General features: G+C 55.2%; 6 protein-coding genes and 1 pseudogene. 3 read left to right on the top strand and 4 right to left on the bottom strand.

The features are described from left to right. Window positions 1–1,010: 1,010 nt before the first annotated feature. Window positions 1,011–1,201 (bottom strand): annotated as a pseudogene (locus APQ99_RS12140) (hypothetical protein); the annotation flags it as partial. Next, the gene (locus tag APQ99_RS12135; RefSeq protein WP_136361207.1) at window positions 1,198–1,872 is read right to left on the bottom strand and encodes a helix-turn-helix domain-containing protein; all 675 of its coding nucleotides are present in this window, start codon (window positions 1,870–1,872) and stop codon (window positions 1,198–1,200) included. The pseudogene APQ99_RS12140 and the gene APQ99_RS12135, both read right to left, overlap by 4 nt. 421 nt (window positions 1,873–2,293) lie before the next feature. Between APQ99_RS12135 and APQ99_RS12130 the strand changes: the two genes are divergently transcribed. Next, window positions 2,294–3,112 (top strand): ParA family protein, encoded by an 819-nt coding sequence (locus tag APQ99_RS12130; protein WP_136361206.1) that lies wholly within the window; start codon window positions 2,294–2,296, stop codon window positions 3,110–3,112. Then, window positions 3,109–3,516, top strand: a complete 408-nt coding sequence (locus tag APQ99_RS12125; RefSeq protein ID WP_136361205.1) for a hypothetical protein — start codon at window positions 3,109–3,111, stop codon at window positions 3,514–3,516. The genes APQ99_RS12130 and APQ99_RS12125 overlap by 4 nt, the downstream gene beginning before the upstream one ends. Before the next feature lie 460 nt (window positions 3,517–3,976). Here the strand turns inward: APQ99_RS12125 and APQ99_RS12120 are convergent, their stop codons facing one another. Next, window positions 3,977–5,650, bottom strand: a complete 1,674-nt coding sequence (locus APQ99_RS12120; protein ID WP_136361204.1) for a transposase — start codon at window positions 5,648–5,650, stop codon at window positions 3,977–3,979. A 515-nt stretch (window positions 5,651–6,165) separates the two neighbouring features. After that, window positions 6,166–7,248 (bottom strand): type 2 isopentenyl-diphosphate Delta-isomerase, encoded by a 1,083-nt coding sequence (gene fni / locus APQ99_RS12115; RefSeq protein ID WP_010904022.1) that lies wholly within the window; start codon window positions 7,246–7,248, stop codon window positions 6,166–6,168. Window positions 7,249–7,640: 392 nt separating this feature from the next. Here fni and APQ99_RS12110 point away from each other — a divergent pair, with 392 nt between their 5' ends. Continuing rightward, on the top strand, window positions 7,641–7,841 hold the full coding sequence (locus APQ99_RS12110) for a ribbon-helix-helix protein, CopG family (RefSeq protein WP_136361043.1): 201 nt from the start codon (window positions 7,641–7,643) through the stop codon (window positions 7,839–7,841). Window positions 7,842–7,847: the final 6 nt, after the last annotated feature.

Below are 7,847 nucleotides of genomic sequence, written 5' to 3'. Positions count from 1 at the left end.
AGACGCTCAGAAGATCCACAAGCAACGACCAATCTTACAAGAGACGCTCGCTACCACTACACAACCGAGGTGTGAGGCTTAACTAAAGACGGATGAGGATATGATTATCGCAGCTGCGCTAATTATGAGAGACGGTTGAATGGCCATTATTCACTCTGCTAATTATTCTATTCAGCCATATTCTTTGGTACGACCTCAAAATCAACTTCTCACATTACCTCACGTGGTTGCGCATCATGGCAGGCGGTTTCTGGTATGTACACACGAAACCACGAATTTCGTGTGAACGAGGCTTCTTCCAGACCGACCCGGAGATACGCTGCAACCTCTGTTTTCAGAACTGTAAGGCTGTGGTAGTTTTGCTGTTCACACGATGGGCAATCCACGAGTAATTTGAAGTTATGGGGGCGGATCGAACTTAACCAACAAACTGAGCGGACTGCCCCAGCTGTTGGTTAAACTCTCTATGGGTATCTAACGGCTTCGTGCTCCCCATCACTTACCCGTCCAGCGTGGCAATCGACGATCTCAGATGGACCTCGGAGACTCGCTGCACCACGACTCAGATAGAAACCAAGATCTTCCACCGATGCAGTGTGAAGCGTGCGAGTTAGCACTCCAGTCTCCAGAACGACATACGCTGTCGTTCCTGCTCCTTGACCAACTTACAGCCCCGCTTATCGGCTGTGACGACCATCTACAGCAGTTCGCCTCGATCTGTGGATACACGACGGAGGCATCCGCTGACCTCCTTAACCACCGACCTGCTGGCGGCGTGAGCTGTCCCAGTTGTGGCCTCGCAGCCCATACGCCACACCAGCCACTTGTCCCGGTTGAGGACGGTGCTGTCGCGATTCTCGCCTGTCCGGAGCATCAAACCGAGATTATCAACCGATTCCAGACTGGTCTCGACACACAGCACCAACTGACAGCTCAACTTGACATGGCTGCCCACCACGACGTCTCATAGCGAGGTTGTTCACTCGTCTGCTAGCGTCTCTAGGTCTTCAGAAATACCGACTTTCTAGGAAATCGATGAATCCGGGTTTGGAGTCCGGCGCTATGACGAATCGAGGTCCGTAGAGAAGCGTTCGTTGAACGCTGAGACTGCGTATCCACCGACGAGAACGTACTCGTGGCCTTCTTGGGTGAGATCCTCGAGTAGTTCGATGAGCGCGTCACTTCGGTTGTTGAAGCTCATGGCTGCGCTCGTTCCGTCTCCCGGTACGTGACGCCGAGGTCGAGGTCCTCGTATATCTGGTCGAGCATCGCGAGCGCCGACTGGAACTGGGCGTAGTTCTCACGCATATACTCGATCGTCTCTGCTCTCGGGATAACCGGGTACCCCTCGACGTGTTTAATGTCGAGTGAGGGGCGTGGCTCGAGGACGATATGCAGCGCCCCGTCCAGCTCGTCTTGGGGCTGCCGCTCGAATACGGTGGGGAGGTCGAACGACTCGAAAAATGTCTCCCAGGCGTCGACGTCCTGCTCACGAACAGCGACGAACAGCGGATAGTCATCCGGATTCCGCCCAACTTGGTAGCCGCCCTGGGTCCATACGTAGACGGCGTCGATCCGTGTAAATGCGAACGGCCAGTCACCGAACTGTGGGATGACGTAGGCTTCCTCGATGGATGGTGGACTGACGCCGGCGCTGGCAGCGACGAGCTCTCGTGCTGCGTCTCTCAAGTGGTCATCGACGACGAAGAGGCCGTCATCATAGCGGACGTAGCCTGCGTCTTCGAGACGGTTGACGGCCTGTCTCACCGTCTCGTACGGCGTGTGGAGGTGTTGGGCGACACGACGGATGGAGTCACCACTCTCGATAGCGAGGATGATCTGCGCCGCCGTGTCGTCGAGCACCTCGTACATCTGGTGGTTACTAATAATCCGGTAACAGCTAAAAGTCTTACTCGAATGGCCATGAAGCACGATCTCTGCTTTCGTCTCGGAGGTAGCCTTGACCCCTGTCGAAAACACGCGAAACGACTATAACGAATTAAACGAACAAAACGAACAGAACGAGCAACACGAGGGTAATGAACGAATTCTGAGGAACGAACTGGTTGAGGATGTCTGGCCGACCTGTCCTCGATTACCAAAACGAGGGAAACGAACGTAACGAATGGAACGAATAGACTGATAGCAACGAGTGTGTTTGCTTCAACGAGTGGAACGAACACTTGGTTTTAACATCGTAGTATTCCTCTCACTGAGTGAAACACCCTCACCGAACCAAACGAACAGAACGATAAGAACGAACGAAACGAACACAACGAGGGAAACGAAGGAAATGACCGACACCAACACCGCACGAATCACCGTGGCGAATCAGAAGGGAGGCGCCGGGAAGACGACTGATGTCATTCACACAGGCGGGGCGCTAGCTGCCCGGGGCTACGACGTCCTCCTGGTCGATATCGACTATCACGGAGGGCTCACCTGCTCACTGGGCTACAACGATCTGTATTACGATACCGACCGCACAACGCTGTTCGACGTCCTCGACTTCGATCAGATGGAGTCGGTGAACGACATCATCGTCGAGCACGAGGAATTCGACATCCTTCCCGCCAGCGAGAAACTCGCGAACAACAAGAACATCCAGACGCTGCTTGAGGCGCCGAAGAGTCGCGAGCGGTTGGAGATGACTCTCGACGAGCTCGACAAGGACTACGACTATATCATTGTCGACACGCCGCCATCCCTGAACGTCCTCACCGACAACGCCCTGGTCGCGACCGGCAACGTCGTCATCCCCGTCATTCCCGAGAAGCTCAACGCCAACAGCCTCCAGATTTTCGCCAAGCAGCTGAGTTCCCTCGAACAGGCGTACGGAGACATTAATCGGCTCGCGATTGTCTGTAACCGTGTCGAGCAGAACGCCGAACACCGCGACACCATCGAGGAGATCAAATCGGCGTACTCCCTCCCAGTGTTCGAGATTCCGAAGCGGACCGACCTATCTCAGTCGATTGGCGAGGGGGTGTCCGTCTTCGGCTTCGGCAAGGAGAACCAGCGCGTCGAGGATGCACGTGACCTGTTCAACGAGATCGCCGACCTGTTCGATGAGACGTTTGAGAAGACCGCACCTGAGGAGGTGGAAGCATGACTGACGGCTGGGGTGATGCATCCGGTATCGAGGGCAACTACGAAGAGGAGGACGATGAGGTCGATTCCGGCGAAACGAGTGAGGTGAGTGAAACGGTGGAAACCAGTTCATCGACCGAAACGACCGAATCGACTTCAACGAGTGAAACGAACGAAACGAGCAAAACGAAGACGAACATCAAGGACGAGTGGAACGGGCGGACGATCTACATTCCCGACGATGTCCTCGACGAGATGGAGGATACCTACCTCGAGTCCCAGCTAAAGCTCCGCAAGGCGGGCCAGGACGAGTTCAAGAAGAACCGCCACTTCTACCCGCTACTCGTTCAGTTCGGTGTTGAGGCGCTCTCTGAGGCGGATGCCGAGGAAATCAAGGCTCGGCTTTCGGAACTCGGCGACGGATGACCTCGCGCAGAGCGAGGCCCGAGATTTTGTATAGCGATATACAATATACATTCTACTGTAATGCGGAGTTCCGACGCTAAGAGACTCTAGACCCCCGAATTCTCCCGATGGCTCAAGTACAACAAGTGATCCTGATTATGCCCGTAATCAGAACCACCGGTGACAGATGTCTCATAACCATTTTCCTATGATAGAAGGGTTCTATCCCCCGAAATTCGGTTTTGGCCAACGGTATAAATCATATACCGCTATACCAAAACCGCGACCTGGGGAAGTTGAGACTACAGGGGGTTTAGCGAGGCTGTGATGCGCAGTCTCGGACGAAACAGTGACTAGTTCGGCTTCGAATCTCCTCTCAATCGTCTCTTCCTATCGCACTCCCAACTAAATCGGTGGATTTTCGAAATTCCTGACAGCGTTGCCACTCAGAAATCCGCACTGGCCCCGACAGAGTACCTCCTTATCCGGTTCCAGTCTCCTTCTTCAGCAGCGTGAGCGTATTGTCGGCCGTCACAATCGGCGCGTGTTCGTACTCACCAGTCAACTCGACTTGGACAAGTAAATCGACTGCTCGCCAAATCGAGTACAACAGACACGCAAACGCGAAGTAGAAGAATCGGAGCCCGAAATCCGTCGACGTCGTCGCAGCCATGAATCGCTTGATCGACCGATAGCCACTCTCAATCTCCCACCGGTAGCCGTACTCACTGAGAAAACCACCACCCCGGTTGGACATGAACACCGAGTACTGTCGATGGTCGTCGTGCTCAGAGTCTTCTTTCCGGCGATAGATCAGCGTCGTCTCGTGCCACTCGTTCTTGCCAAGATGGAGCTTGCGGTCGGTCTCGTACCGGTCTTGATCGCGTTGGAGGAGTCGTTTGGCCTGAGCTTTCTCACTCGTTTGCATCCGTTTCGGCACGACGTAGGACAGTCCACGCTGGCTGATCATCTCTAGAATGTGCTGGCTGTCGAACTCCCGATCCATCAGCACGTTATCGACGTGAACGAGGTCCTCAGCGGAGTCGAGCAGGTCCTTGACGATCTCCTTGCGTGACTCGCCTCGTCGAACTGGGCGGGCATCAAGCACGAGTGGAACAGCGTTGCCGACCAGCTGGACTGTCGCCCACTGGTAGGCGTATTCGTCATTCTTCTCCTTCGTTCCGATTATCTCGTCCTCGTGGCCGGTACGGTCGCCGGTAAAGGGGTCGTCCTCGGTGATGTCGATCGCGACGATTCCAGCTCGAAAGAACTCCTCTGTCCCCGCGAGCTCGTTGATGAGCTGACGGAGTGCCTGTCGGTACATCTCGCGAATCTGATTGATGGGGAGGTCACGAATCTGGTCGCGATGACCGTGCCCGAGTGGCGTTCGATCACGCGTCGACTCGTGGATGAAACTGCGAGCGCCCTCGTTAGCCGCTAGGTTCTCACGCAGGCCCAGATAGGTCTGTAAGCCCCAGTAGGCGTTCTCAGGAATCTCACAGCCCTCACCACGATCGAGCGAGAACGCGGGGTATACGACGCGACTGATGTGGTCGGTGACCCTCTCAGCCTTGTCGAGGATGGCCTGATCGTTTGGGACAGATTCGTCTGCGTCGTCGCCTTGATCCGGGAGGTTTCGTTCTGGGTCGCGTGGTACAGCGACACCCGCGTTCTGCGCTTTGATCAGGATTGTTCGAGCCGCTTCCTGGATCGTCTCACGGAAATCGCGCGTGAAGCGCTCGTTCCAGCCGCGCCACAATGTCGATTGATCGGGCACCGTCTCCAACTCGAGGCGTTCACAAAGTTCGGGGTGGCTATCGAGGTACTCGACGAGAGATGTTTCGTGCTGCCATCCGTGGAGTTCTTTCAGCAAGAACATGCGAAAGAGGGTGTCCATCTCGTAGCGTGTTGACCTTCCGTAGCAGTCGTGGGCCTCGAAGCGGAAGTAGGCCAGCGGAAGTTCGCAGACGCACTGTTCGAGTGAGTTATGATTTGGGTGCGTGAACCAGACACTCGAGACGACTCGAACGTCCGATTCTAACCCACCGAGTGAGGAGCGATCGTACAGCGGTGTCGAGTCATATGCGGGCCACTCGATATGTTGGTGTGCGATTCGTCGAAAGACGCTGCGCCGAGACTCGCGAGTCGCGACCACTACAGAAGAATAGCCCGGAGACGCTCAAGAGTTCGTCCAACCGACCAGTATAGAGAGTTCTGTGGCTCTGCTGGATTCCTCAATCGCGAGCAGGGGTGATGCAGCTAATCGTTAGATGTAGAGGAACAGTATATCGGTTAGTGAAAATTCGTTGTGTCACAGGGGACAAATCTTATTCTACAAGAAATTCTTCTGTGACACATGGACCTGAGCTGGGCACTTCTCCTTGTTGTCGCCGTCCTCGTAATCGGGTACGGTCTTTACACTGTGTACAATCTCTCAAATTTCCTCGGGGACTACCTTCGTTCCTGACAACCAAATTCTGGTGTTCTTGCTTCCGTATACCCGGTACATTCGCACACCTACTGAACGGTTATTTCACGACGAATTCGCTGGTGAGAACCCGCCTCGTTGTGGTGCGTAGTTCGGTAAGTACAGGTTGGACAGATATCGGAGTCGGCTCTCTCTTTCCCGCTGTTGTTCTATCCGTCCTGCTGAGACTGGGGAATCCGGGACTACTCGCTACTGGTTCGTTGTTCCACGTACTCGCGCGTCTTTCCGTGCAACACGTACTCCACCTGCTGGAGCTCGTCGATCGACCCCGAGCCGGTGACGAACATCGCTGTTCGCAGCTCGGCGATCAGGTCCCCGACGCGTTCGATGACAGCGTCTGGCCCGTCTGTAGCTGGTTTCAGGAATGGTTTCGCCAACCCGCCGGCGCGGGCACCCAGGGCAATCGCTTTTGCCACGTCCAATCCCGTTCGGACACCACCACTCGCAATGACGCAGTCGTGTTCGGCAACACACTCGATCGTGCTTGCAGCGGTTGGAATGCCCCATTCTCGGAACAGGGTGCCGATTTGTTTCTGTCGCGGCGCGTTCGCGGCTGCTGCGCGATAGGCTTCGATCCCGGACCACGTCGTTCCGCCTTTGCCAGCGACGTCGAGAGCGTCAACGCCTGCCGCAGTTAGCTCTCGGGCAGTCTCCCCGGAGATGCCGTTGCCCGTTTCCTTGACGATAATCGGCACCGAGAGTGCCTCGGACACTCGTTCGATCGCAGCTACACAGTTCCGGCCATCGACGTCGCCTTCTGGTTGGGTGGCTTCCTGGAGGAAGTTCAGGTGGACCGCGAGCGCGTCGGCGTCGATCATCTCGACTGCCTGCTCGACCATTTCGATGTCGTACTCTCGGAGCTGTGCAGCGCCGAGGTTCCCGTAGATGAACGCATCGGGTGCGGCATCGCGGACGACGGTGTACGATTCGAGGACGCGTTCGTCGTCGAGTTCGAGGCCTGCTCGCTGGCTACCGAGACCCATGGCGATACCGGTTTCGCTGGCGGCCCGGGCCAGCGCCCGATTGATCTCCGTCGTGTTGTGGTGCCCGCCAGTCATGCTCTCGATGAAGATTGGGGCAGAGAGGTCGTGACCCAGGAAGTCGATGGAGGGGTCGATCGCGTCGTAATCGAGTTCCGGAAGCGCGTTGTGGACGAGGTGGACGTCGTCGAAGCCCGTGCCTGTCGTTTCGACGTCCCGCTCTTGGACGATTTGAAGGTGGTCGTCTTTTCGGTCTTCAGTCTGCGTGGAGTCCTGCGCCGTCATTAGTCGGGTTTGTACAAGAGATGGGAAAACAATACTGTTGTATCGACTCTCCCCCATCCTAACTATTCTTGAAATGATAATATTCAGGGGTCGCTATGTGTCTGTATTCAGCATTGCGCTGCTATACGACGTAAATTGACAGAGATACCAGTGATAAGTTCGCACACCTACTGAGCGGCTGTTTCAGCTCTCACTCCAAACTAAGGAAATCATATTGATGGGTACTGTTAACCAACAGAACAGCGCCATCCAGTAGAATGTTGGTTAACTTTGAGGGATTCTTTGACTACCGCGAGGGTGTCATAGAAGAGTTCTCATGGTTTGCTGAATCAGCTCTAACGAATTGAAAGCGCCGTACACTTGGTGCACGCTATTTTTAGCTTGTCGTAGCTATGGCAAAAGAGAAATTCGGAGTCGCTGTTGACGAGGAAATTGTGCGAGAAGTGGACGAACTGGTCGCTGAGTGTGACGATCTCGGAGCCAGCCGCTCCGAGATCGTCGAGGCCATCCTCACAGCGTTCGTTCAATCTGAGTCAAACCACGCTGAGCGAGTGAGAGAGATCATAATTCGGAAACGAAAGGGCACTCTCTAAGCATCT

Origin of the sequence: Halobacterium salinarum DSM 3754 (genome assembly GCF_008124605.1) — an archaeon.
GTDB lineage: Archaea > Halobacteriota > Halobacteria > Halobacteriales > Halobacteriaceae > Halobacterium > Halobacterium salinarum.
The sequence above is the reverse complement of the archived record's forward strand: the minus strand, read 5'-3'. Positions and strand labels throughout refer to the sequence as shown.

Bases quoted from the DNA above. Each gene is read 5' to 3' on its own strand.
- APQ99_RS12125 (WP_136361205.1), top strand. From the start codon at position 3,109: ATGACTGACGGCTGGGGTGATGCATCCGGTATCGAGGGCAACTACGAA.
- APQ99_RS12130 (WP_136361206.1), top strand. From the start codon at position 2,294: ATGACCGACACCAACACCGCACGAATCACCGTGGCGAATCAGAAGGGA.
- APQ99_RS12135 (WP_136361207.1), bottom strand. From the start codon at position 1,872: ATGTACGAGGTGCTCGACGACACGGCGGCGCAGATCATCCTCGCTATC.
- fni (WP_010904022.1), bottom strand. From the start codon at position 7,248: ATGACGGCGCAGGACTCCACGCAGACTGAAGACCGAAAAGACGACCAC.
- APQ99_RS12110 (WP_136361043.1), top strand. From the start codon at position 7,641: ATGGCAAAAGAGAAATTCGGAGTCGCTGTTGACGAGGAAATTGTGCGA.